Source organism: Sulfitobacter sp. 1A12157, from assembly GCF_043557345.1.
Lineage (GTDB): Bacteria > Pseudomonadota > Alphaproteobacteria > Rhodobacterales > Rhodobacteraceae > Sulfitobacter.
The window spans coordinates 397,451-422,282 of sequence record NZ_JBIFFV010000002.1; the positions used below are offsets into that span (position 1 = coordinate 397,451).

20 protein-coding genes and 2 tRNA genes are annotated in these 24,832 nt (G+C 60.3%); 13 read left to right on the top strand and 9 right to left on the bottom strand.

What is annotated here, in order from left to right; translation table 11 throughout:
* Positions 1–13 precede the first annotated feature (13 nt).
* The 5 genes from ACGYLC_RS05875 to ACGYLC_RS05895 form a co-directional block, all read right to left on the bottom strand.
* The gene (locus ACGYLC_RS05875; protein WP_394422129.1) at positions 14–1,702 is read right to left on the bottom strand and encodes an amidohydrolase; all 1,689 of its coding nucleotides are present in this window, start codon (positions 1,700–1,702) and stop codon (positions 14–16) included.
* A gap of 77 nt (positions 1,703–1,779) precedes the next feature.
* Positions 1,780–2,799, bottom strand: coding sequence for an extracellular solute-binding protein (locus ACGYLC_RS05880; RefSeq protein WP_394400331.1), 1,020 nt, complete (start codon positions 2,797–2,799; stop codon positions 1,780–1,782).
* Between the two features lie 20 nt (positions 2,800–2,819).
* A complete protein-coding gene (locus tag ACGYLC_RS05885; protein WP_394400329.1) occupies positions 2,820–3,623 on the bottom strand; it encodes an ABC transporter permease in 804 nt (267 codons plus the stop codon).
* A complete protein-coding gene (locus ACGYLC_RS05890; RefSeq protein ID WP_394422130.1) occupies positions 3,616–4,527 on the bottom strand; it encodes an ABC transporter permease in 912 nt (303 codons plus the stop codon). The genes ACGYLC_RS05885 and ACGYLC_RS05890 overlap by 8 nt, the downstream gene beginning before the upstream one ends.
* Before the next feature lie 3 nt (positions 4,528–4,530).
* Positions 4,531–5,604: an ABC transporter ATP-binding protein gene (locus ACGYLC_RS05895; RefSeq protein WP_394422131.1), complete on the bottom strand. Its 1,074-nt coding sequence runs from the start codon at positions 5,602–5,604 to the stop codon at positions 4,531–4,533.
* 171 nt (positions 5,605–5,775) lie between these two features.
* On the opposite strand from ACGYLC_RS05895, the gene ACGYLC_RS05900 reads away from it, so the two are divergent.
* Both ACGYLC_RS05900 and ACGYLC_RS05905 read left to right on the top strand, forming a co-directional pair.
* The gene (locus ACGYLC_RS05900; protein ID WP_394422132.1) at positions 5,776–6,534 is read left to right on the top strand and encodes a LuxR C-terminal-related transcriptional regulator; all 759 of its coding nucleotides are present in this window, start codon (positions 5,776–5,778) and stop codon (positions 6,532–6,534) included.
* 254 nt (positions 6,535–6,788) lie between these two features.
* Positions 6,789–6,980, top strand: a complete 192-nt coding sequence (locus tag ACGYLC_RS05905; RefSeq protein ID WP_394422133.1) for a hypothetical protein — start codon at positions 6,789–6,791, stop codon at positions 6,978–6,980.
* A 484-nt stretch (positions 6,981–7,464) separates the two neighbouring features.
* Here the strand turns inward: ACGYLC_RS05905 and ACGYLC_RS05910 are convergent, their stop codons facing one another.
* Both ACGYLC_RS05910 and ACGYLC_RS05915 read right to left on the bottom strand, forming a co-directional pair.
* Positions 7,465–8,394 carry a hypothetical protein gene (locus tag ACGYLC_RS05910; RefSeq protein WP_394422134.1) on the bottom strand — a complete coding sequence of 310 codons (930 nt, stop codon included), beginning with the start codon at positions 8,392–8,394 and terminating at the stop codon, positions 7,465–7,467.
* 4 nt (positions 8,395–8,398) lie between these two features.
* Complete coding sequence (locus ACGYLC_RS05915) at positions 8,399–9,703, bottom strand: AAA family ATPase (RefSeq protein ID WP_394422135.1); 1,305 nt, start codon at positions 9,701–9,703, stop codon at positions 8,399–8,401.
* A gap of 1,040 nt (positions 9,704–10,743) precedes the next feature.
* On the opposite strand from ACGYLC_RS05915, the gene ACGYLC_RS05920 reads away from it, so the two are divergent.
* Complete coding sequence (locus ACGYLC_RS05920; protein ID WP_394422136.1) at positions 10,744–11,751, top strand: tyrosine-type recombinase/integrase; 1,008 nt, start codon at positions 10,744–10,746, stop codon at positions 11,749–11,751.
* A gap of 304 nt (positions 11,752–12,055) precedes the next feature.
* The gene (locus ACGYLC_RS05925) at positions 12,056–12,289 is read left to right on the top strand and encodes a hypothetical protein (RefSeq protein WP_394422137.1); all 234 of its coding nucleotides are present in this window, start codon (positions 12,056–12,058) and stop codon (positions 12,287–12,289) included.
* Between the two features lie 15 nt (positions 12,290–12,304).
* Here ACGYLC_RS05925 and ACGYLC_RS05930 read toward each other — a convergent pair.
* Positions 12,305–12,378: transfer RNA gene (locus tag ACGYLC_RS05930), tRNA-Cys, on the bottom strand.
* A 143-nt stretch (positions 12,379–12,521) separates the two neighbouring features.
* Here ACGYLC_RS05930 and ACGYLC_RS05935 point away from each other — a divergent pair.
* The 6 genes from ACGYLC_RS05935 to ACGYLC_RS05960 all read left to right on the top strand — a co-directional run bounded on the left by ACGYLC_RS05935 (position 12,522) and on the right by ACGYLC_RS05960 (position 19,432).
* The gene (locus tag ACGYLC_RS05935; protein WP_394422138.1) at positions 12,522–13,175 is read left to right on the top strand and encodes a protein-L-isoaspartate O-methyltransferase; all 654 of its coding nucleotides are present in this window, start codon (positions 12,522–12,524) and stop codon (positions 13,173–13,175) included.
* Between the two features lie 121 nt (positions 13,176–13,296).
* The gene (locus tag ACGYLC_RS05940; protein WP_394422139.1) at positions 13,297–14,733 is read left to right on the top strand and encodes a TolC family outer membrane protein; all 1,437 of its coding nucleotides are present in this window, start codon (positions 13,297–13,299) and stop codon (positions 14,731–14,733) included.
* A 93-nt stretch (positions 14,734–14,826) separates the two neighbouring features.
* The gene (locus ACGYLC_RS05945; protein ID WP_394422140.1) at positions 14,827–16,026 is read left to right on the top strand and encodes a hypothetical protein; all 1,200 of its coding nucleotides are present in this window, start codon (positions 14,827–14,829) and stop codon (positions 16,024–16,026) included.
* Positions 16,027–16,153: 127 nt separating this feature from the next.
* Positions 16,154–16,612 (top strand): (2Fe-2S)-binding protein, encoded by a 459-nt coding sequence (locus ACGYLC_RS05950; RefSeq protein WP_322328186.1) that lies wholly within the window; start codon positions 16,154–16,156, stop codon positions 16,610–16,612.
* 1 nt (position 16,613) lies between these two features.
* Positions 16,614–18,854, top strand: coding sequence for a molybdopterin cofactor-binding domain-containing protein (locus ACGYLC_RS05955; protein ID WP_394422141.1), 2,241 nt, complete (start codon positions 16,614–16,616; stop codon positions 18,852–18,854).
* A complete protein-coding gene (locus tag ACGYLC_RS05960; protein WP_394422142.1) occupies positions 18,851–19,432 on the top strand; it encodes a hypothetical protein in 582 nt (193 codons plus the stop codon). The genes ACGYLC_RS05955 and ACGYLC_RS05960 overlap by 4 nt, the downstream gene beginning before the upstream one ends.
* Here the strand turns inward: ACGYLC_RS05960 and ACGYLC_RS05965 are convergent.
* The gene (locus ACGYLC_RS05965; protein ID WP_394400307.1) at positions 19,423–20,364 is read right to left on the bottom strand and encodes a YihY/virulence factor BrkB family protein; all 942 of its coding nucleotides are present in this window, start codon (positions 20,362–20,364) and stop codon (positions 19,423–19,425) included. The two genes, ACGYLC_RS05960 and ACGYLC_RS05965, sit on opposite strands and share 10 nt — an antisense overlap.
* Before the next feature lie 168 nt (positions 20,365–20,532).
* Here ACGYLC_RS05965 and ACGYLC_RS05970 point away from each other — a divergent pair.
* The 3 genes from ACGYLC_RS05970 to ACGYLC_RS05980 all read left to right on the top strand — a co-directional run bounded on the left by ACGYLC_RS05970 (position 20,533) and on the right by ACGYLC_RS05980 (position 24,601).
* Positions 20,533–20,606, top strand: a tRNA-Gly gene (locus tag ACGYLC_RS05970).
* 154 nt (positions 20,607–20,760) lie between these two features.
* A complete protein-coding gene (locus ACGYLC_RS05975; RefSeq protein WP_394422143.1) occupies positions 20,761–22,572 on the top strand; it encodes an ABC transporter transmembrane domain-containing protein in 1,812 nt (603 codons plus the stop codon).
* 148 nt (positions 22,573–22,720) lie between these two features.
* Positions 22,721–24,601, top strand: a complete 1,881-nt coding sequence (locus tag ACGYLC_RS05980) for an acyl-CoA synthetase (RefSeq protein WP_394422144.1) — start codon at positions 22,721–22,723, stop codon at positions 24,599–24,601.
* Positions 24,602–24,832 lie beyond the last annotated feature (231 nt).

Consider the following 24,832-nt stretch of genomic DNA (forward strand, 5'->3'; position numbering starts at 1 on the left):
AGTGCCTAAAACATCAGCCTGCGACGCCCCGCTGAAACGTGATCTGACCGTCCATGATCGCCGCAATCGCCTTCACATCGGTGACCGCCTCTGCAGGGCATTGGGTCAGGTCGTGGGTTAGCACCGCGATGTCAGCGTCCATGCCCTCTGCCAGCCGCCCGCGGCTGCCTTCCGCGAACTCTGCCCAGGCATTGTCGCGGGTATAGCTGGCGAGGGTGTCTTGCAGGCTCTGCGTTTGATCCGGCCACGCCTTGCCAAGGTCCAGCGGCGCAATGGCGGCTTTGATCGTGGCCATCACATCGACCGGGATCACGGGCCAGTCGGTTGAGAAAATGACCTTGGCCCCCGTCTCCCGAAGGGTTTGCCATGCATAGGCGCCTTTGATCTGCTGGGGGTGGATGTAGTTGCCCACGCCGGTAGGCGGAAAGATATGGCCGCGGGGGGCGTGCCCGGGTTGGAGGGAGGCCACGATGCCCAAGGCGGCAAGCCGGGGAATGTCGTCGGGATGGATCACTTCGATATGCTCGATCCGGTGGCGGCTGTCGCGTGTGCCATTTGCCTTTTGGGCGGCCTCGAAAGCGTCGATGGTGCGGCGCACGGCGGCATCGCCGATGGCATGGACAGCGATCTGAAACCCCAGCCGATCCGCTTCGACACAGGCCGCGACGAAATGCTCTTGGGTGAAAACCTCATCGCCGCAATTGCCGTCTTTGCCCATTTCGCCCGGATAGGGCTGAAGCATCAGCGCGGTGCCGCTTTCGATCACCCCGTCGATGAACATTTTGACGTGGCTACAGCGGACCTTATCGCCTTGAAAATCGGCGCGCAGGGCAGGGGCTTCGCGGGCCAGCCGCGCAACGGGGTCCGTGCCTTTGAGGTGAAAGGGGACAAGACAGCGGCAGAGCAGGCGGCCCTCGGCCTCCAACTCGGACAGGAGTTCGAGTTGATAGCGGTTGCCGTCCATCAGATGCAGACCGGTGATGCCCTGCGCCGCGCAATGGGCCAGCCCGCGTGCGATGACATCCTTATCCATCTCACGTTCTGCCGGTGTGGCGGGCGGCTCGGGGTCGCGCCCGGCGGTGAGGCCCAGCATATCGCGGCCGCCATATCGGGTGAGCGACAGGATCGGACTATAGGCGCCGGGCTCAAGCAATTCGCCGCTGGCAAGCCCGTCATCCCCCATCACGATCTCGGAGCCCGCATCGACCGTGCCACCTTGCAGCAGCCCTGCCGCCTTCAATGCTGCGGTATTGGCCCAGACGGTGTGATGGTCCGGGGCGAACATCGCCAGCGGGCGGTCGGACAGGATGGCGTCAAGGTCATGGCGGGTGAGGGTCTTGCCGGTGCCCAGAATGCCGTAATCCGCCATGACGCAGAACAGCATCTTATCCTCGGGGTTGGCCTCGGCATAGGGCAGGATGGCTTGGCGCATGTCCTCCAGCCCGGTGATGCCGTAGAGGCTGAGATATTCCAGTTCGACCGATCCGCCAAAAAGATGCACATGGCTGTCGATGAACCCGGGCAGCACCGTGCCGCCCTGCGCGTCGATCACCTTGGTCGTTGGGCCGATCAGCGCCATGATCTGAGCGTCGGATCCGACCGCCGCAATCTTGTTGCCGGTGATGGCCAGAGCGCTGGCATGAGGCTGGTCCGGATCGAAGGTGACCAACGCGCCGTTATGGATGACGATATCTGCCGACATGGGCTTGAAGTCCTTATTGCGATGCGCGCCCCGACCAAGGGCCGGGGCGCAATGTGTGTATCGAGCCGGGGTTGGCGTTACTTCTGAAGGTCGGTCCAGATCGCGGTGTAGAGCTTTTGCGCCTCGGGCGGGCAGACCTTGGCGACATAGGCGGCCCCCTTCAGGTCTTCTGGCACCACCACTTCCGGGGCAGACTTCATGTCTTCTGGCATGAACGCCTCGGAGCCCTTGATGCCATTGGCATAGCGGGCGAACTCGGACAGCATTGCAGCATTTTCCGGGTCCATGATGAAGTTGAGGAAGGTCTTGGCCTCTTCCACATTCTGAGCGTCGGACAGGATTGCGGCATTGTCCATCCAGACCGGATAGCCCTCTTGCGGGTAGCCGAAGGCGATGTCCGGGTTCTGGTTGCGCGCACGGAAGGAGGCGCCGTTCCAGTTCACCCCGGCGGCGAGGTCACCCTTGGCGTATTTCTCGATATTGCCATAGTCCATCGACAGCCAATTGGGCTTGGCCTCGCGCAGGATGTCGCGGACTTTCTTCAGCATTTCCTTGTCGGCGGTGCACTGCTCCCCGCCCGCAAAGTGGATCGCCATGCCCATCACGTCATTCATCTCGGGCACCACGTTGATCTTGCCCTTCAACTCTTCTGGCGGGTCAAAGATCACGGCGGCGGTGTTGATGTCGCCGTCATAGACCGCGGTGTTCACCGTCACGCCGACGGTCCCCCATTGCCACGGCACGGTGTAATTGCGGCCCGGATCGAATTCCACATCGACCCATTGCGGGTCCATATTCTTGAAGTTCTCCATCTCGTTGGGCTTGCTTTCCATCAAAAGCCCTTCGCCCACGAAGATTGGCACATAGGTGCCCGAGGGCACGACGATATCAAAGCCGTGACCGCCCGCTTTGATCTTGGCCAGCGCCGTATCGTTGCTGTCGTAGTCGGTGATTGTGACCTTGATGCCGGTCTCTTTCTCGAACTTCTCGATCATCTCGGGGCTGGTGTAATTGCCCCAGTTGTAGATGTTCAGCTCGCCCTCGGCCATGGCTGGCCCGGCGAGGATGAGGGTAAGCGCCGTCAGTGTCTTTTTCATTTTAAGCTCCCGTTGGTTGATTATTTTTTGACTTTGCTGAGCAGGGTATAGGCGATCACCATCGTCACGGAGATAAAGAGCAATACGGTCGATATTGCGTTGATCTCAGGTGTCACCACCCGCCGTAATTGGCCCAGCATATAGGTTGGCAGGGTATCCTGCCCGGCGGATTTCACGAATTCGGTTATGACCACGTCATCAAGGCTGATCACAAAGGCCAGCATCGCCCCGGCAAGGATCCCCGGCCAGAGCTGGGGCAGGGTCACATGGCGGAAGACCTGAAACGGCGTGCCATAGAGGTCCGCCCCCGCCTGTTCGAGGGTCAGGTCCATGCCTTGCAGCCGTGCGCGGATCGGAAGATAGGCAAAGGGAATGCAAAAGGCCGAATGCGCAATGATCAGATACATCAGGCCAGTATAGCCCGTGACGACCTTGATCGAGGCAAAGAAGATTAGCAGCGCCACGGCGGTCACGATCTCGGGCACCATGAGCGGCTGATGGATTAGCGCGAAAACAGCGGTCTGGCCCCGAAACTTGCCCGTGCGGGTGGTGCCGAGGGCGGCGAGCACCGCCACACTGGTCGAGATGGCCGCGGCGGAGACGGCGATCACGAGGCTGCGCACCGTGGCCTCCTGCACCATCTCATTGTCCCAAGCCGAGACGTACCACCGCCAAGAAAACCCCTCCCAGATCGCGACCGAGGTGCCCGCGTTGAAGGAATAGACCACCAGCAGGATGATCGGCATATAGAGCATGAAGAAACATGCCATCGCGATGGTGGAAAAGCCCGTAAGCTTGCGAATGTCGAAGCCGCGATTAGCCATGTTTCACCTCCTCATTCCCCGCCGCGCGGACATAGGCCAGCAGAGCCACCATCACGATGGCGAGCAAGGTGATCGACAGCGCCGCCCCCAAGGGCCAGTTGCGCCCCTGTCCGAATTGCAATTCGATCAGATTGCCGATCATCAATTGATTGCCCCCGCCCATGACGCGCGGCGTCACATAGGCTCCCAGCGACGGCACCAACACGAGGATAGACCCCGCGATCACCCCCGGCTTCACCAGCGGCAGGATGACCCGGCGCAGCACGTGAAAGCGCGTCGCATAGAGGTCGTAGCCTGCTTCGACGAGCCGGAAATCCAACCGCTCAAGCGAGGCATAGATCGGCAGGACCATGAGCGGCAGGTAGACGTACACCATGCCCAGAATGATCGAAAACTCGGTGAAAAGCATTTGGATCGGTTCATCAATGATGCCAAGCGCGATGAGGATCGAATTTACCGTGCCCTCGTTTCGGATCAATTCCAGAATGGCGAAGGTGCGGATCAGCAGGTTCGTCCAAAAGGGGATGATGATCAGCAACATCCAGAATTCGCGCTGCTTTTTTGGCCGCGTGGCGATGAAATAGGCGGTGGGGAAGCCAAAGAACAAACAGGCGAGCGTTGTCAGGATCGACAGTTTGAGCGACCGCCAGAAGATGCTGAGATGGGCATCCGACCAGCCCAAAGTGTCGTCGAAGATATCGCGCTGCATCAGCACGCCGAACCACGCATCGGTGGAGAAATCCCAAACCACCCCGCCATAGTCGCCGGGCGTGAGGAAGGAATAGAACAGCGTGATCAGCAGGGGGCCGCTGGCGGCGAAGATCAGGATGATCAGCGCGGGCGTCAGCAGCAGCCACCGGTTGCGGGCAGCGCGTTTTGCGACGGTGTTGGAAAGCTCTGCCATGGGTCAGTCCCTCAGAACCTGAGCGGCCCCGGCGGGGAAGGAGACGCCAACCCGATCGCCGGTCACATAGGAATGCGCGACCTCGGGGCCGTTTTGTTGGCGCAATACGAATTCGCTGCCGTCATCGAGGTCGACGTGAAAATGCGTATCGGTGCCGAAGTAGACCACCTCGCGCAGGCGCCCGGCCAGAAGACCGTCAGCCTCTGGGGTCAGTTCCGCATGTTCGGGCCGCAGGGCGAGGGTCACCCGACCTGTGGCCGCTTCATTCGCGTGGGCCGCGATCATCTTCCCTGAGGGCAAACGCAGCTGCGCGGTCTCACCTTCCCGGCCAGTGATCTCGGCAGGCAGAAAATTGGTATCCCCGATGAAATCCGCCACGAAACGGTCCGCGGGGCGGTCGTAGATTTCGCGGGGGCGCCCGACCTGACGCACGGCGCCGTTGGACATGACCGCAATGCGGTCCGACATTGTCAGCGCCTCCTCTTGGTCGTGGGTCACGAAGATGAAGGTGATCCCCGTCTCGGTCTGTAGCCGCTTCAACTCCAATTGCATTTTCTTGCGGAGCTTGAAGTCCAAGGCGCTCAGCGGTTCATCCAGCAACAGGATCTTGGGCCGTGGTGCCAAGGCGCGGGCGAGGGCGACGCGCTGCTGTTGCCCACCGGAGATCTGGCTGGTCTGACGATCCGCCATCTGGGTCATTTGCACCAGTTCCATCATCTCATCGACGGTGGATTTGATCGCCGATTTGGGCGTGCCCAGCATCTGCAAGCCAAAGCCGATATTCTCAGCCACGGTCATATGGGGAAACAGCGCGTAGTTCTGAAAGACGGTATTGATGGGCCGTTTGTAAGGGGGCGAGGCAAGCAGGCTTTCGCCAAACATGTCGAGGCGGCCCGAGGTGGGGTGTTCGAACCCCGCGATCAGGCGCAGCAGGGTCGTCTTGCCACAGCCCGAAGGGCCGAGCAGCGTAAAGAACTCATTGTCCTGAATTTCCAGATCGATACTTGCAAGCGCTTCGACCGGCGGGTTGCCGGGGTATACTTTGCGCAGCGCCTGTGCGGTAATTGCCTTGGTCATCTTTCCCCCTGATAGCCCATCTTGTTTCTTGTTTTTGAGCAAAGCTTGGCTCGTATGATTGCGCCAATAGTAATTGCTGAATATACCCCCTTGGGGGTAGTGTTCTTGGAATTTTGATCAGATTTTGGAGTATCTTTGGGCGAAAGGCTGATAAATATAGCGATTGAGCAATTGCGCGATGCGCTTCGTGCGGTCGGCACCCCGGATTTTTTCGAGGCTTTCAAAAGCTTTTTCAGCAGCCGCATCACATTCGGCACCTTCTTGATACTGCGCTTCGATGCCGATCAGCCGCCCTTGTTGCTGGACTATTGGATCGAGCCCGGAAAACTGATCGGGCGACCGCTCGAAGACTATATGGAGAGCAGCTACGGCTTCGATCCCTTTTATCTGCACCGTAGCCTGCCCAAGGGGGGCGGGCTGTTTCGTCTGGCCGACATCGCGCCGGACCGGTTCTTTTCCAGCGAGTATTATCTGCACTATTATCGCGGCACCGGGCTTTGCGATGAGATCGGCCTGCTTGCCCCGCTGGGGGACGGTGGGGTGGCGCATCTGTCGATAAGCAGGCGGGATGGTCAGGGGCCGTTCCGCCGAAACGAGCTTCGGCATCTGGAGGCCTTTGCGCCCTTGTTGCTTGAGCTTTTGGTGCAGCATTGCCGGACTGTGGCACCGACCCCTGTTGGCCAACAGGCAACCCGCCCCCCGCTTGCCGATGCCATCCGGCTTCATGCTGGGGATCGGTTGAACATCGGCCTGACCCTGCGCGAGGCGCAGATCGCGGGGCTGGTGCTTCAGGGCCATTCCAACGCATCCGCCGCCAAGCTTCTCAATATCGCGACAGAGACCTGTAAGGTGCATCGCCGGAACCTTTACCGCAAGCTTGTCATCTCATCGCAGAGCGAGCTTTTCGGCGTGTTCAAACATCTGTTGTAGCGGCTCTGCGGTGCGTTTGCGCTAAGGGCGCCCCATTGGCCCGGGCGGACCTGCGCGCCCGAGATGTCCCCCATCCCCAAGGCCGCAGCGCGCTTGATGCATGCAAATGGATGGGCGAGCGTTTTGCCGAAGGGCGCCAACACATCGGTTTCTGAGGGGGGGTATGGGATCGTGAAAGCACTGAGCCGTATGTCCGCGAAATCCACCCCATTGAAGTGCTGTGCAAAGGCCCGCTAGGGCACAAGCCGGGCTACATGATCCACCACGGCAGCGTCGCCTATGGGTCTTTCGACTTTGAGAACGACCCGCCGATGATCCGCAACGCCTATATCGAGAATTCGGTCCGGAACACGGTGCATGACCCCGAAGAGCGCTATGCGGGCGGTAAATTCGTTTTGCTGCGAGTGGCAGTTTCGCGCCGATCCGCGCAACCGCGGGCGGGGTGAAACTAGCTCATATCGGGGGGGATGGAGGCGAGTACCGGAATCGAACCGGTGTACACGGATTTGCAAGACTTGGTATGTGATTGAAAAATGATGATTTATTGTTTAGATTTGTTCCGCTATGGCGAAGAACATACCGGGAATGTTTAGACATCAATATACGCTAATTCGGGAGCTCATTTCTCGGTGCGTAGGAAGGGTATACTTGAAAAGTGGTTTTGAACTGCAAGCCTTCGCTTTCCGGAAAAGGTTCCCGCAGAACAAGTTGTCCCATCGCAGGTTGTTTGCGTTACCGTTGAGAAAGCTGCTGCATTAGGAGCGGCTCTTGCTTTAATTTCAGAGCGTTTGGATAACAGTTCTAATATCCCTGCCTGAAGCAAGAATTTCGTGTAGCCCATTAGTCGCCACCTCTGACGTACTGAAGATATTGATTGTTCGGGCTGAGATTCCGTACTAAGAAGCTCAGTATCAGGGAAATTGAGAGTGACTATTTTTTAAGAAAGTTCAACACCTTTTCCAATGATGGCGGCAGTATTTCAAGCTGTGAATAGTATTCCCGCATCCGTTCTTCCCATGCTTCCTTTCCTTCAGTAAAGAACCTGTCTGCTGATGTTTCAGGTACACCCATGGAAATCAGCTTAGAAGCGATTGTGGCCCTAACGATTTCCTCTCCTAAGTGGCCGTGCAAATAGAATTTGATCGGACCGAATTCGAAGTCTCCGATCATTTTTTGGTACAACTCTGTAATTCGATCTAACTTCTCACGCACCCCATCAATCTCGCGTTCAGTCATTCTTGTCATCAGTCCGTTGCGGTCATTTAAAGCAAGCTCGTCGGGAGCGTCCCATGAAAAGTCGGAAGGTCTAAAAAGGCCTAGAGACCTTTTGAGTATTTGAGCTTCTGAGAAGACCTCAGATATTGCTAAAGCCATTATGAGACAGCTTCTGAAGTTCGAATGTATCTGATCTGCCTGACCTATTACGAAGAATTCATAACACTTCGCTATTATCGCTTCGGTGAAATAGTCGGGTTCAAACGAATAGTTCTCGATAGAATGACCAGAGGTAATAAACTTATTCCCGCACGTCGCTGGGGCCTTGAACCTAGTCCAGGTGCCCTCACTACTCCGAAGCCCTTCCCACTCGCGGTCAACCAATATCGCAAATTTCGCGTTCCGCTTCAGCTGGGAATAAGCTTTTAAGACCTTGGCCTTGTTGCCGATATCGTCCCAGTCGACTTCCGGGGGGAGTCGAATATACTCAGCGGTATCAATCACATAGTCGTCGGGTGAACATTCGGTCTCATTGGCTGCGAGCCGATGAATAATGCGCTTGTCAGAGCTTCCTTCGACTAGAAGCGTTTTAGTTTTTCTAATATCAACAGAAATTAAGTATCCGTTAAATGAAGGTTTTTGCATACTCTCAATCTGTCCGGGGACGTCCTTCAAAGGAGAAGCGATCAAATACTTGGTAACCGCTATCCAGATCGGCAGCTACTTCAGGTGAATGTGTGCATGCAATTATTTGCTGCTCACTTTGTTTATGCATTTCTTCTAGGATGCGCCGCTGCCAATCGATGTGTAGAGATATTTCTGGTTCGTCAATGAGCATTAGCTTGGACTCGTCAGGGCCTTGCCATGCTGCAAAGAGAAGCGTAAGTAACTGCCGTTCCCCCGAGGAGAGGCCCGATATATAGTAGTCCCGCTTCGCACTGTTCCTGAATGCAATTTTCGGTTTCGGTTTGTTTGAATACTTCCCTCCAATAACGAAATCACGGTCTGGGCCGAGAAACCTATTCATAGACTGGGTGAACCTGTCGATCTTCTTGAAAAGAGAATTCCTGCTGCTGCGCGCCTCAATGAGCGCGCTCACATAAAGCACCGCCATCTCTGTTGGGTTGTTTTCTTTTGATTTATTCGCGTGGCCGGCCCTCGCAATCGCTTGGGCAAAGTCCTCGCGTATTTCGCCTACTCCTATTCCAGTTTCTGGGAGATCATCCAAAAGGCTATCTATAATTTCCTTAAGCTCATTTGGCGTCTGGCCTAAGAGATCTGCGAGGATTTGGTTTGTCGCCTCACTTACTATCCTTGCCTGCTCTCTTCTCGCAGCACTATCTGCCCGTACCCAGTAGCTTTCGAGTTCGGCCTCGGCTTCCTCAACGCTGGGATACCGGATTATAGGCACAAATTTTCCAAACCAATCTCGGCACTGTTCGGTTTTTGCCTGAACCTGTTTGCTTTCATCGCCCAGTATGTCTTTTCCCATATTAAGAAGCCCGCGGGTAACGTTCAGGGTATCCCAAGGGTTTCTCTGTCGATCATCCATTTTCTGAAGTACGTTCCTGAACGCGGGGACATAAACGGGGCGTTTGCCGAAATACTTATGAAACAGTGCCCGTTCGGCTTCCGAACCTTCCGGCATACTTTCAGAAACAGAAAGCTCTTCGCCGTTTATTGATACAGTCGGTACCTCAGATTTCTTTTTCATTACGACGGAAATAGTAGTTCCATCATTCATCGTAAGGGATGCTTCTTCGAACGAAATATGCCTAAATCTACTGAAATCGAAATTGGCGATGTTTGATAGAATGTGTAGTAGTGTCGTCTTTCCTACCCCATTGTCGCCGTAAATTACATTTATACCTTTGTTAAATTCAGCACTGATCGTCAGTTCTCCGTGCAAACGGTCAATGAAGACGTGTTTGAGCCACAATCTTTTATTCGCCACTGTGAAGGTATCCTTGGACTAAGGCTCCGGGGAGCATCTATTTGTTACATCCTACATGGTTGTTGTTCTGATTGTCACTGGTGTCGCGCAGATTACCTATGATATTAATTATTAGATATTGGTGAATTAAAAGAAGGAAGTAGTTTGTGCTTTTCCTCGGTCAGGGGAGGTGGCTATCAAGACGCTCGACTGGGGATGTTCACTTCTAACCTTTCTAGTTCGAGATGGAGCATCCGGCTCTTGTTCCAGTCTTGGTCTGAACTGGGCGCTTGCGACTACTTGCGACCAGGTTGCTTGCCGAACCTTGTTCGATTTGGCATGTGTGCGCTCCTGAAGCTATTGGTGCAAGACTTGACACAGCGCGTGTTCTGAATCACATCAGTAACACGCGCTCATGCGTATACCCCTCGATACAATACTGCATCTAGTGGTCCCACCTCGAGCTGCTGCTTGTAAAAGTAGGTGCCGGAAGTAGACCTGTTCAGATCACGATTTGTTACAGGCCCGTATATGCACCTAGTGGTCCGCGCAGTCTTGCCCGGATTGCGGCATACCAAAAACTCTGTCCTAGCTGTCTCTGAGAGCGGTTTGCATGGGTCCTTTCCCATTCGTCTGATCGGACGCGCGAACCCGAACTAGGAAAGACGTCAGCGATGGACGCTATATCTAAGTTTCTTGGCATTCGGGCATATCTGAGTGATCTATTCTGCAAGTTATTGAACAGGTTCATTTCGGCAGAAACCTATCGAGCAGTCGCGAAGCCGAACCGTCAAACGGGCGGCGAAGCTAAGCCGCGTCTGCGGCGCATATCTCCCTCCTGCAATACTTCACCAGACGGCTTCGAGGGGCTACCACTAGTATCCCTCTCAAGGTGGATATAATGTCCACCTCTAGTGTCGAGCAACGTGCACTCTCCCTTCTCAGGGCGTTCGAAAATGCAGGCAAAGCGGTGAGCCGTGTCACAGTTGAAGGCAAAAGGATTGAACTTGTGCTATCCAAAGAGCGTGACGATGACGAGTACGCGGGGATAGATATGCGCCATGACCAAACGTGAGCTGCCGAAGCACGTCTACAAGCAGCGCAACGGACTGTATTTCCAGCGGCGTGGATGGTCGTCCCAGAAGTTTGAAAATGAGTTCGGGACGCCTGCATTCTGGAAGGAATACGCGGACATACTCAGTCAAAAGGAAAAGCCGCGCGTCGTCACGTCTCGAACTTTTCATGCGCTCATCAAGAGCTATCACAAGTCGCCCCGATACGCGAATTTGAAGACCCGCACGGCGCTTGACTACGACAAGCACCTCGTTTTCTTCGCCACTATTATGGGAGACCGGAACCCGGCAAAGATGCAGCGCAAGGATGTGATCCGCCTGCGCGATGCAAACGCCGAGAAGGCGTATTTCGCGAACTACTCGCTCCGTGTCCTCAGGGTGCTCATGGAGCACTGTGTGGACCTTGGCTGGCGTGACAACAATCCGGCGCGCGGTGTTCCTGAACTCAAGACCGTCAAGCAAGAGCGTGAACCATGGCCTCAGGAGCTTTTGGAGGCCTATCGTAACGATTGTCCCATTGGGACACGGGAGCGCCTTGTAATGGAGCTGTGCGTCGGTACGGGTCAGCGGATCGGCGACGTCTTGGATATGCGGTGGTCCGACATTCAGGATGGTGCATTCTTCGTACGGCAGAGTAAGACGAAGAAAGAACTATGGGTTCCAATTCTCGACGAGCTGCAAGCCGCTCTCGATGCGGCAAGTCGACACTCAATCTTCATCCTTACAAATGAGCGTGGGACCAACCGTTGGTCATACCGGGGTGCCTCTGCTGCGGTCAGGAAGGTTAGGGACCGGATCGGTGCGCTCGACTATGACATCCATAGCTGGCGCTACAACGCGGCCTGTGAGTTGGTCGAGGCTGGCTGTAGTGATGATCTGGTTGCTGCCGTAACGGGCCAGAGTCCTGCAATGGTTCTGCACTATACGAAAAAGGTCCGCCAGCGTATCAGGGCTGTGGAAGCTCAGAGGTTAAGGAAATCTACGCGTTCTGATTGAGCCGCGCGAAAAGGTGTGACGGAACCTGGCTAATAGCAGGTCGTCGTGGAAGTGTATCCATAACCGGAGGTGTAGCAGGTAGTGGATGTTGGTGTTGCAGCCTCGATGCTGGCTGCAATCGCCGCTGCCGCTTGATCTTCCTTATCTTCGAGCCGTGAAACTTCGCTTTGTAGACACGTCGCATAGGCAGCTGAGCCTGTCTTGTGGCCGAAGCTTCCACATCGCGCTTCGGCTGCGGGTAGAAGCCGCGCGAACCGCTGCTCAGTGGTTTCGCAGCCGGCGAGGGCAAAAATGGCGACCAAAAATGGGTAAGTTCTTGGCGGCATGGGTATCTCCGAAAGCTCTAAAATGCGCTGTTTGTGGCCCTCGTCTGGGGCTGGAAATGTTGGCCCAAGAACAGCGTTTCGCTGCAACCTTTGCCGTTAGCTTAACGCTGGGAGGAGGCTTCTGTTCCAATGTGCTGTCAGAACAGAACAAAAACAGAATGTTTAGACAATTGTTTAGACGCGTATCGCGCAAAAACAAAGCACTGATCTAAGGCATTGATTTTTAATGGAGGCGAGTACCGGAATCGAACCGGTGTACACGGATTTGCAATCCGCTGCGTAACCACTCCGCCAACTCGCCGACCGGTGGTTGGCGCACTGCTAACGGATCGCGAAGGGGGCCGCAAGTCCCATATGCGCGCGAAAATGCGGTCAGGGCGTTGCCGCTGGCCCGGCAATGTGGCACATCACTCTTCAGACACCCTGAACGAACGAGTTTAGCTGATGAGTGATTTCGCCGCCCGCCGCGTAACCATGGTAGATACGCAGGTTCGTCCTTCGGATGTGACCAAGTTTCCAATCATCGACGCGATGCTGACCGTGCAGCGCGAAGACTTCGTGCCGGCGGCACAGCGCGAGGCTGCCTATTTGGGGGAAAACCTCGATCTGGGGCAGGATCGGGTGCTGCTCGACCCGCGGACATTGGCCAAGATGCTCGATCACCTCGACATCACCAACAAAGAACTCGTGCTCGATATCGGTTGCGCCATGGGCTATTCCAGCGCCGTGATCGCGCATATGGCCGAGGCAGTCGTCGCCGTTGAGGAAGACGAAGCCATGGCCGCCGAGGCGCAAGAGGCGCTGGCGCAGGCGGGCGCGGACAATGTGATCGTCCATGTCGCCCCGCTGACCGAAGGCGCGCCGCAGCATGGGCCCTATGACGTGGTCATCATCCAAGGTGCAGTAGGCGAAGTGCCCGAGGCGCTGGTGGAACAGGTGAAAGAGGGCGGGCGGATCGCTTGTCTCTTTATGGATCGGGGGCTGGGTGAGGTGCGCGTGGGCTATAAGCGCGGCGGTCACGTATCCTGGCGGCCCGAATTCAACGCCGGTGCGCCGGTGCTGCGTGGCTTTGAGCGTCAGGCAGAATTCCAGCTGTAAGCGATAGGATGGCGCGCCGGTTCTACCGCGCGCCACTTCGCTTTCAGGGGAGGGGCACCCGCCCCGATCGGCCCACGGGCCGGTCTAAAGGTCTATAAAAGCCATTCAGGGGCATTGAGCCATGAGCGCGAACAGTTTCACGAAATCCCTCAAACGTTATGCCATCGCCGTGCCGGTGAGCCTCGTCCTCGCCGGCGGGGCCGCCCTGCCGCGTGTGGCTGCCGCCGAAACATTGGCCGACGCGCTGGTGGGGGCCTATGAGCATTCTGGCCTGCTGGAGCAGAACCGCGCGCTTTTGCGGGCCGCGGATGAGGATGTGGCTGCGGCGAAATCGGCGTTGAAGCCGGTGCTGCGGTGGGCTGCGGGGCTGACGCAAAGCTTTGGCACCACGCGCAGCTCTTCGCTTTTGCCAGCCCAGTCGACGGAAAGCCTGAAGGCGTCGATCAGCCTGATTGGGGAGCTTTTGCTCTATGATTTCGGCGCGAGCGCCTATCGCGTGGAGGCGGCGAAAGAGGCCGTGCTGGCCACCCGTCAGACCTTGGTCAACCTAGAGCAACAGGTGCTGCTGCGCGCGGTTGCGGCCTATATGGGCGTGATCGAAGCCTCGGAAACGGTTGAGCTGCGCAACAACAACCTGCGTCTGCTGACCCAAGAGCTGCGCGCCGCGCGGGATCGTTTCGACGTGGGCGAAGTCACCCGCACCGATGTGGCCTTGGCCGAAGCGCAGCTTGCCAATGCCCGCAGCGGGCTGGCTGGTGCCGAAGGCGCGCTGCTGCGCGCGGTCGAGGAATATCGCAACGCCGTGGGGCATGCGCCGGGCAACCTCAGCCAACCGCCGAGCCTGCCGAATGTCGGCGGCAGTCTGGCCTCGGCCAAGGCGTTGGCCGTGCGCACTCACCCGTCGATTATCGCAGCACAGCATCAGGTGGCGGCGGCCGATCTCAACGTCGAAGCCAATGAGGCGGCCATGGGCCCGCGGATCACGCTGAACGGCCAATATGGCCTGAACGAGACCTTCGACAGCGAGGCCTATACCCGCAGCGGCAGCGTTGGGGTCGAGGTCGGTCAGACCATCTATCAGGGCGGGGCGCTGTCTTCGGCCGTGCGCAGCGCAATGGCGCAGCGGGACGCGCAGCGCGCCAACCTACATGTGGTGCGCCGAGACGTCGAGCAGGAGGTGGGCAACGCCTATGCTGCGCTGGCCTCGGCACGGGCGCAGTTGGAGGCCTCCGACCGGCAAATTCGGGCCGCGCGTATCGCCTTCCGGGGCGTCCGCGAGGAAGCCACCCTCGGCGCGCGCACCACCTTGGACGTGCTGGACGCAGAGCAATCGCTGCTGGATGCGGAATCGACCCGCGTGTCGGCCCGCGCCAACCTTTATGTGGCGGCCTATTCCGTGCTTGCGGCCACGGGCCGTCTGACTGCGCAGGATTTGAAGCTGCCGGTGCAGATCTATGACGCGGGGGCCTATTACAACCTTGTTAAGGACGCCCCTGCTAAATACTCGAAAGAGGGCCAAGCACTGGATCGGGTGCTGCGCGCGCTGCAAAAAGACTGACGTTTGCACGGTCGTTCGGCATTTTGCACCGCCCCATTGTGAGAATCCTTCCACGCGGTTAAGCTATCCGCGAGGCAAGAGTGGTAGAGAAATATGTCCGAACCCGTCAAAAACGCGGAGGTGGAAGACGTCCTGTCGTCGATTCGCCGATTGGTGTCCGAAGACAAGCGTCCCCTGCAAACGTCCAACCCGACGCCGGTTTCCAAGCCGGAGGCCACGGGCGCCGCGCATGACGCCGGGGCTACGCCTGTGGTGCGCCAGCCACAGGGCGAGGGCGCCGCGTTCAAGAGCACGCAGGGCGGCGCGTTGGACGGGCCGACATCGGACAGCCTCACGCCTGAGGATTTTACTCCGCATCTGTCGCTGCGCACCGCTTCGGGCGGCACGGCGCGCCCTGCTTCCGACGCAGGCATCGGTGAAACACGCAAAGCCGCGCCGCCGCCGCTGAGCCTGACCCAAGCCATGCAGGCAGAGGCCGACGACAACGCCGATGACGCAGAGCGTCCTTTCGTCTCGGCCCGCCATCCCGCAACTCCGCCTGCCGAGAGGGCACCCGTGGCGTCGAGCGACCGTTTGGTCCTGACCCCCGCGCTCAGGGTTGCCACCTCCGATGGCGCGGATCGGCCAAAGGCCGCTGCGGTTGATCCGGCCAAAGTCTCGCCCTTGGACTACGACATGCTGCATGACGATCCGAGCGATCTGCATGCCGAGGATTACCGCACCCCCGCGCCAGAGGCCGCGGCTGAGGCCCGTACCCGCGCCGTCTCCGACACCGTGGCGCAATCCTCGGGGGGCAGCCGCAGCGACAAGCTGGCGGCGCTTGAAACGGCCATTGGCAAGATTTCGGACGATTGGGATCCGGACGCGCCCGGCGATAACGACTATTCCGGCACCGAACCTCCGGCGATGGAGTGGAAAGACGAGGCGGAGCTTGACGCGCCAGAGGCTCCGACTGCCGACACGGCCACGGTAGAGGCCGAGACCCCCGCGCCGCCCGCCCCCCGCCGCCCGCAGGCTTCGACACCGCAGGTGGAAGAGCAGGTGCGCCGTTTCGCCGACAGCGGCCCGCGTGTCGCCGATCCTGCCGCCACCGCGCCTGAATTCGACTATGCCACTCCGGCGCAGGACGCGGGCGAGGATCAGTTCCTCGACGAAGAAGCGCTGCGCGATATGGTGACCGAGATCGTTCGCGCCGAGCTTCAGGGCGCCTTGGGTGAGCGGATTACCCGCAATGTGCGCAAACTGGTCCGCCGCGAAATTCACCGCGCGCTGACGGCGCAAGACCTCGAATAAGCGAAGCGGCGGCGCAAGCCACCATGACCGCCCCGCCAAGGTGACGCTGCGCGACCCGCCGCGCGCGTGGTCTTGCGCGATATGTGCTACCGGCTACATTGGGGGCACCAGCGCGGAAGGATCACCGATGGAATTGACGGTTAACGGCACGGTCCACGAGGTGGATGTGGAAGACGACATGCCGTTGCTCTGGGTCTTGCGCGATGAATTGGGCATCACCGGGCCGAAATACGGCTGCGGCATCGCGCAATGCGGTGCCTGCACCGTGCATGTCGATGGGCTGGCCGTGCGGTCCTGCCAATTGCGGGCGGCGGATGTGAACGGCGATGTCACCACCATCGAAGGCTTGGGCACGCCCGAAGCGCTGCATGTGGTGCAGGCGGCATGGGTGGAGCATCAGGTCGCGCAATGCGGTTACTGCCAATCGGGGCAGATCATGCAGGCGGCCTCGTTCCTGGAGCTGAACCCCGAGCCGACCGACGATCAGATCGACGCCGCGATGAGCGGGAACCTCTGCCGCTGCGGCACCTATCCGCGCATCCGTGCCGCCGTTCACAGCGCCGCCGCGCGGCTGCGGGGGGCCTGACATGTCGCGCCTGCGCACCATCACCCGCCGCAGTTTCATCGTCGGCTCCGTCGCCATTGCCGGGGGCGTGGCCTTTGGCACCTATCTGTACAAACGCGACCTGAAGAACCCGCTGCTCGAAGGCTTGCCACCCGGCGCGGCGGCGATCACGCCCTACGTCAAGATCGACGCGAGCGGCGTCACCCTGATCACCCCGCGCGCCGATGTGGGGCAGGGGGCCTATTCGATCCAAGCCCATATGATCGCCGAGGAATTGGATGTGGACCTCGACACGGTCCGGATCACGCCCGGGCCGCCTTCGCCGGTCTATTATAACGGCGTGGTCGGGGTTGAGGCGATGCCGATCGCCGCGACCTCGGAAACGCTGCTGGCGCGGACCGGGCGCGGCGCCTCGGATGTGGCTGGAAAGCTGCTTGGCCTGCAATTGACCGGCGGCAGTTCGACCGTGCCGGATATGTACGACCGGCTGCGCATGGCCGGGGCCGTGGCGCGCGAAACTCTGCTGGCCGCCGCCGTGGCGCAGACGGGGCTGGAACGGAGCCAACTCAAGACCGAGGCGGGCGCGGTGGTGCTGCCCGACGGCATGCGGCTGGCCTATCAAGACCTCGCCGCCGCCGCGGCGGAGATCGACCCGGTGACCGAGCTCACGCTGCGCGATCCCGGCGCGTGGCGGCACCTTGGCAAGGCCCAGATGCGCACCGATATCATGGCCAAATCCACCGGCACCCAGACCTATGGCATCGACATGGCGATGGAGGGGATGCTTCACGCCACGACCCGCACCAACCCGGCGCAGGGCGGGGCGATCATGGGCTTTGACGCGGGCCGCGCCGAAAAGATGCGCGGCGTGAAGGCGGTCTTGCCGATCACCGGCGGCGTCGCCGTGGTGGCCGACAACACATGGCGGGCCTTTCAAGCCGTGCAGGCGGTGAAATGTGATTGGGGCGCGTCGCCCTATATCGGCGACACGGCGGATCAGTTCGAGGCCGTGGCGGCCTCCTTCACCGATGACCGGCAGGACAGCCGGTTTCGCGATGACGGTGATGTCAGCGCAGCCCTGGCCGATGGGGAGGTGTTGGAGGCCGAGTACCGCATCCCCTATCTGGCCCATGCCCCGCTGGAGCCGATGAGTGTCGTGGTGAAGCTTGACAAGGCCCGCGTCGATATCTGGACCGGCACGCAGATCCCGCGTTTCATGCAGGCAAATGTCGCCGCGCTGACCGGGATCGACGCCGAGAACGTGCATATCCATGTGCTGATGTCGGGCGGCAGTTTCGGGCGGCGGCTTGAGGATGACTATACCCTGCGCGCCGTCGAAGTGGCGATGCAGATGCCCGGCACGCCGATCAAGATGGTCTGGTCGCGCGAGGAGGATTTCACCCATGATTTCCCCCGCCCGCTGGCCATGGCGCGGGCGCGGGGCAAGGTTTCGGACGGGCAGATCGCGGCCTATGATCTGGCCATCGCGGCACCTTCGACGGCGGAATCGCAGATGGCGCGGCTGAACCAGCCGGTCTTCGGCCCCGACATCGCCATCGTCGCAGGCGCATGGGATCAGCCCTTTGCGATCCCCAATTACCGCGTGACCGGCCACCGTGTGCCCGCGATGGTGCCGGTGAGCTCATGGCGCTCGGTCGGGGCGTCGGGCAACGGCTTCCTGCACGAAAGCTTCATGGATGAGATGTGCCATGCCGCGGGCGTCGACCCTTTGGAGGAACGGCTCAGGCTGTGCAGCCATGCGCCCTCGCGCGGGGTCTTGGAGGCCGTGGGCGAGATGTCGAACTGGGGCGCAGACCTTGGGCCGGGGCGGGGCCGGGGGCTGGCGTTCTGCCTGTCCTTCGGCGTGCCGGTGGCCGAGGTGGTCGAGGTCAGCCAAACCGACGCGGGGCTCAAGATCGACCGCGTTTTCGTTGCCGCCGAAGTGGGCCGCGTGATGGACCCGATGAACTTCGAGGCGCAACTCTCCGGCGCGGTGATCTGGGGCTTGGGCCATGCGATGAACTGCGAACTGACCTATCGCGACGGGGTGCCGCAGCAGGACAACTATCACCTCTACGAAGGGCTGCGCCTGTATCAGACGCCAAAGATCGAGGTGCGCGGGCTAGAGAATGGCGGCAAGCTGCGCGGCATCGGTGAGCCGGGCGTGCCGCCTGCCGCGCCGGCGCTGGCCAATGCAATCTTCGCCGCCACGGGCCAGCGGATCCGTGAACTTCCCCTCTCCAAATCCGTGGATTTCGCATGAGATATCTATCGACCTGCGCCGCCCTCATGCTGGCCGCCCCCGCCGTTGCGCAGGAGGCGCCTGATCGCGCCGAAGGGCTGGCCGCTTGGGATCGGATTTTCACCGTCACCGCGCATCCGCGTTGCACCAATTGCCATGTGGGCGAAGAGGGCCGGCCGATGTGGCAGGGCTTGGGCTATGGGCCGGAGGCGGTGCACGGCATGAATGTGCGCGCGGGCGAGAGCAGGATCGGGGCCGAGAGCATCCCTTGTGACGCCTGCCACGTCACCTCTGCCGCTGCGAATACCGTGCCCCATGCCCCACCGCATATCGACGATGCCTGGCGGCTGCCGCCGGTGGAATTGGCGTGGTTCGGCAAATCCTCTGTCGAGGTCTGCACCCAGTTGCGCGACCCTGAGACCAACGATGGGCATGACATCGCCTCATTGGTCGATCACCTGCAAAACTCGGCCTTCGTGAACTGGGGCTTCGCCCCCGGCGCGGGGCGATCGGTGCCTGAAGGGACGCTCGATGCGCTGGTGCATGACGTGACGGTCTGGGGCGCTGCCGGCACGCCCTGCGCAGGGGATCAGGGCTGATCGCTCATCGCGCGGGCCAGTCTGCGGATGCGCAAGGCGCGGTTCAACTCACCGCCAAAGATCAGCACCAGTGCCGCGAGATACATGAAGTAGAGCGCCGCGATGATTCCCGCCATGCCCGCGTAATAGCTGGCATAGGTGCCAAAGCTGCGCAGGTAGGATGAAAACAGCACCGCCAGCACGGTCCAAGCGGCGGCGGTGGCAACCACGCCGGGCCAGATGTTGTTGAACCGCGTCCGCCGTGCGGGCAGGATCACATGGGCCGCGAAGAGGGCCACCAGCAGGATCGTGGCCGAGGCGGGAAAGCGGACCAGCCCTACGGTAACCGAACGCGGATCGAAACCCGGCATCAGCATATGCAGCCAAGACCCGGCCCGGGGGGCGAGCACCAGCAGATAGCCCACGATCACGAGGATCAGGCTCGCCAGCAGCACCATGGCCACCTGCACCGCGTAGATCGTAAAGACCGACCGCGTCTCGCGCAGCCCATAGGCGCGGTTCAACCCCACGCGCACCCCATCGACCCCGCCCACGGCGAACCAGACGGTCAGCAGGATACCCACGCTTAGCAGATCGCCGCGCGGCACGGTCATGACCTTTTCCACCTCCGTCACGATCGGTTCGATCAGGGCAGGGGGGACGATGGCGATCAGGAAATGGATCAGGTCATCGGCCATCGACCGATCGCCGACAAAGGCGGTCAGCGAACTTGTGAAGATCAGGAAGGGAAAGATCGCCAGCAGCGCGCGAAAGGCCACGTTTCCGGCCATGCCGAAAGCATCATCGCTCCACAGCCGCAGCACCGCCTCGTGCAGGACGGCCCGCACGACCCGCAGCCCGGTGCCGTGAAACAGATCCTCGGGATCCTCGCTGAGAACACCGTGGGTCATGACGACCTCGCGCTTTTGGTCTTGGGCCGGTCTGGCGTCCATTCCAATGCCTCGTTTTCATCCCATGCGGCTAAGCTAGTGCCCCTTTGCCCGGGCCGCCACCATGATGACGGGCCACAGGCGAGAGCAGGCTCATGTAATTGATCTTACCAAAGGGGCGTCGGTCCACTTGACGCTCAGGGAGCGATAAAATAGGAGAGGAGCCGTAGCGCGGGCGTTGTGTAATGGTAAGACCTCAGCCTTCCAAGCTGATGATACGGGTTCGATTCCCGTCGCCCGCTCCACTCTTTCTCCGAAGCTTTCGTGACCGCCGCCGCGCGGGATAGATGCGCCCGCCGCAGCCTGTCGGGGGCGGCAGATTGTCCTCATTGGGGCGGTCTTGCTTGACCCCGCTCAGCCCCCGCGCCATGACCGATGTGGAAAGACAAAGGAAAGCCCATGGCACGCACCCCAGCCCCCGCACCAAGCGCCAAAGACGAACGCGAAAAGTCGCGGCGGATCGGGGCTTTGGCGGCGCTGATGCCCTTCATGGCGCCCTATCGCTGGCTGATGGCCGCCGCCGGGGCAGCGCTGGTGCTGACCGCGATGATCTCGCTCACCCTGCCCTTGGCGGTACGGCGGGTGATCGACAATTTCGGCACGGGAGAGAGCGAATTGCTCGACCTCTATTTCTTCGCGGCGCTGTTGATTGCGGGGCTGCTCGCCCTTGGCACCGGGCTGCGCTATGCGCTGGTGACACGGTTGGGCGAACGGGTGGTGGCCGATATCCGGCGCGCGGTGTTTGACCGTGTCGTGGGCATGAGCCCCGCCTTTTATGAACGCATCATGACCGGCGAAGTGCTGAGCCGGATCACCACCGACACGACGCTGATCCTCTCGGTGATCGGCTCTTCGGTCTCGATCGCGCTGCGCAACCTGCTGATCTTTGTGGGCGGCTTGGGGCTGATGCTGCTGACCTCGGCCAAACTGACCGGGCTGGTGCTGCTGATCGTGCCCGCCGTGGTGATCCCCATCCTGACGCTGGGCCGCCGCCTGCGGGTGCTCAGCCGCGAGAACCAAGACTGGATCGCGGCAAGCTCGGGCAACGCCTCTGAAACGCTGGGCGCGGTGCAAACGGTGCAGGCCTTTACCCATGAGGCCGCAAGCCGGGGGCAATTCGCGCAGATGACCGAAGCCTCTTTCGATGCCGCGCAGCGCCGGATCAAAACCCGCGCCGTGATGACGATGATCGTGATCTTTCTGGTCTTCGCGGGTGTGGTCGGCGTGCTGTGGATCGGCGCGCGCGACGTGCGGGCGGATGTGATGAGCGCGGGCGCGCTGGTGCAATTCGTGATCTATGCGGTCATGGTCGCGGGCGCGGTCGCCGCCCTGTCCGAGATCTGGGGCGAATTGCAGCGCGCCGCAGGGGCCACGGAGCGGCTGATCGACCTGTTGCAAAGCGAGGATACGGTGCAAGACCCGGCGCCCACAGCGCAGAGCAGCCTGCCGCAGCCTGTCGCGGGGCGGATCGCCTTTGAGAACGTGCAGTTCACCTATCCGGCACGCCCCGATGTGGCGGCGCTGGATGGTGTCGACCTTGAGATCAACCCCGGTGAGACGGTGGCCTTTGTCGGCCCCTCGGGCGCGGGGAAGACGACGATTATCCAGATGATCCTGCGCTTTTACGATCCGCAGTCGGGGCGGGTCACCTTGGATGGGGTCGACCTGCGCGACGTGGCGCGGGACCACTTCCGCCGTTCGGTGGCGCTGGTGCCGCAAGACCCGGTGATCTTTGCCGCCACGGCGGCTGAGAACATCCGCTTCGGTCGCCCCGACGCGACTGATGCCGAGGTCGAGGACGCCGCCCGCGCCGCCGCTGCGCATGACTTCATCACCGCGCTGCCCGAGGGCTATGACAGCTATCTGGGCGAACGCGGCGTGATGCTGTCGGGCGGGCAGAAACAACGCATCGCCATCGCCCGCGCCATCCTGCGCGATGCGCCGGTCCTGCTGCTGGACGAGGCGACCTCGGCGTTGGATTCCGAGAGCGAGGGGCTGGTGCAGGCCGCCGTCGACCGGCTCAGCGCGGATCGCACGACGCTGATCGTGGCGCACCGTCTGGCCACCGTGAAAAAGGCCGACCGTATCGTGGTGATGGAGGCTGGGCGCATCGCGGCCATCGGCACCCATGACGAATTGGTCGCCAGTGACGGGCTTTATGCGCGTCTGGCGCGGCTTCAGTTCACCGATGGGGCCGCCGCCGCGGCCTGAGCCGGTCTTGAACAGCGCAACCCCGGCGTTACGTCACCTTCGTGTGACGTTGCGTTTGTTGCCGCCGATTGCTTGCGAAACGGCGCGTTTCGCCGCAATCTGGCGCAAGGAGAATAAGCCGGAACACCGGCACAGGGGAGGAGAGACCATGACATTCGCCGGGATCGAAGACCGCAATGCCATCGCGGCGGAAATGCCGTGGGAAGACCGCGACGTGGCCAAGACGCTGTACGGAATGCTGAGCAATACGGCCGCGAAATTCCCCAACCACAATGCCGTCAGCTATCAGATTTTCTCGGGCCCCAAGGACAAGGCCGAAACGCTGTCTTGGAAAGAGTTGCATGGCCGCGTGACGCAGGCGGCGAACCTTTTCCGCAGCCTTGGCGTGGGCGAGAAGGACGTGGTGGCCTATGTGCTGCCGAACTGTAACGAGACGACGATCACCCTGCTGGGTGGTGCCGTGGCCGGGATCGTGAACCCGATCAACCCGCTGCTCGACGCCGAACAGATCGGTGCCATCTTGCGCGAAGTGGGCGCCTCCGTCGTCGTCACCCTGCGGCCTTTTCCCAAAACCGATGTGGCCCAAAAGACCGCCGAAGCGGTGCGGCTTGCGCCCAAGGTGCACACGGTGCTCGAAGTCGATCTCGTTCGCTATCTCACCCCGCCGAAAAGCTGGATCGTCCCGCTGGTGCGGCCCAAGGGGATGGTGAACAATCAGGCGAAATACCTCAATTTCAATGCCGAGATCGCCAAGCAGAACACCTCGCTCAACTTTGAGGATGTGCAAGAGGATCGCGTTGCCTGCTATTTCCACACCGGCGGCACCACCGGGATGCCCAAAGTGGCGCAGCACAAGTATTCGGGGCTGATCTACAACGGTTGGCTGGGGCATCGGCTGCTGTTCAGCGAGCAGGACAACATCATGTGTCCGCTGCCGCTGTTCCACGTCTTTGCCTGTCATGTGATCCTGATGGCCGCCGTGTCCTCGGGCGCGCATGTGGTTTTCCCGACGCCGCAGGGCTATCGCGGGGAAGGGGTGTTCGATAACTTCTGGAAGCTGGTCGAACGGTGGAAAATCACCTTTATCATCACCGTGCCCACGGCGATTTCAGCCAAGATGCAGCGCCCGATTGACGCGGATGTGAGCACGGTGAAGACCGCTTTCTCTGGCTCCGCGCCGCTGCCGCTGGAGCTCTTCCGCCGGTTTGAGAAGGCCACGGGCGTCACGCTGGTCGAGGGCTACGGCCTGACCGAGGCGACCTGCCTTGTCTCTTGCAACCCGACGGATGGCATCAAGAAGGTCGGCTCCATCGGTATCGCCTTCCCCTATTCGGACGTGCGGATCATCAAGGGCACCGTCGACGGGCCGATTGATGCGGAGACGGATGAGATTGGCGAGATCTGCGTGTCGAACCCCGGTGTCTTTGCAGGCCACACCTATGTCGAAGAGGACAAGAACAAAGACCTCTTCTACCATGGCAAATACCTGCGCACCGGCGATTTGGGACGGATCGATGCGGATGGCTACATCTGGATCACGGGCCGGGCCAAAGACCTGATCATTCGCGGCGGGCACAACATCGACCCTGCCGAGATCGAAGAGGCGCTGCTTGGCCATGAGGCTGTCGCCTTTGCCGGGGCCATCGGCCAGCCCGATCCCCACGCGGGCGAGGTGCCTTGCGCCTTTGTCGAACTGGTCGAGGGCGCCAATGTCACGGAAGAGGAACTGCTGGCCTATGCGTGTGAGCATGTTGCCGAACGCGCAGCCCAGCCCAAGCACCTCAAGATCATGGACGAGTTGCCCAAGACGGCCGTCGGCAAGATCTTCAAACCCGATCTGCGCAAGGATGCGATCACGCGGATCTATAACGGCAGCCTCGAAAAGGCGGGCTGTGCCGCGCGGGTGACCGAGGTGGTGGACGACAAGAAGCGCGGCTTGGTGGCGCAGGTGACGATGAACGACGCGAGCCATGACGACGTGGCGAAGGTGCTCAACGTCTACACCCGTCCCTGGGAGCCGGCGCGCTAAGCGACTCGCGCGGGCAGGGCGGCACGCCGCCTTCGATCCCCAAATTCCCGAATTGCAGCCCCGCTGCGTTGCGCCGATGCACATTTCCTGTGTATCGGCGCAAAAATTTTAGGCTATTTACCTATAGTTAGCCCCCGGCCTTTCGTGACGGGCATAGCGCCTATGCAAATTCTGCGGGTTCAAAATAGGGTCAGAGCGTACTACTTCTGCATTGCAGCATTGATAATGCAC